The 362-nt window shown below is 59.1% G+C and carries 1 protein-coding gene; it reads left to right on the plus strand.

Annotation, left to right across the window (positions count from 1 at the left end):
• The coding region (locus tag ACM6JQ_RS18435) for a hypothetical protein (RefSeq protein WP_414894462.1) at positions 1 to 362 on the plus strand (362 nt) is incomplete at both ends.

A 362-nucleotide genomic window follows, 5' to 3' on the forward strand; every position in this document is an offset into this window, starting at 1 on the left:
TGCCGAAGGCGGTCAGTGGCAGCGCGCCTATGACGATCAAGGCAACCTGGTCGAAGCGCTCGATCCGCTGGGCAACAAAACCGAATACGCCTACAACAAATCCGGCCAGCCCACCGCGATCAAGGACGCCAACGGCAACGAAAAGACGTTGGACTACAACGACGCCGGGCAACTGGTCGAGTACGTCGATTGCTCGGGCAAAACCAGCGCCTGGGAGTACAACGAACTGGGGCAAATGGTCTGCTTCACCGACGCTGCCGGCAACGCCACCGAATACGAATACAAGGCCGGCCAATTGGTGCTGATCAAGCACCCGGACAAGACCGAAGAGCGCTTTGATCGTGATGCCGAAGGTCGACTGC

This window comes from Pseudomonas sp. IT-232MI5 (genome assembly GCF_949767845.1).
GTDB lineage: Bacteria > Pseudomonadota > Gammaproteobacteria > Pseudomonadales > Pseudomonadaceae > Aquipseudomonas.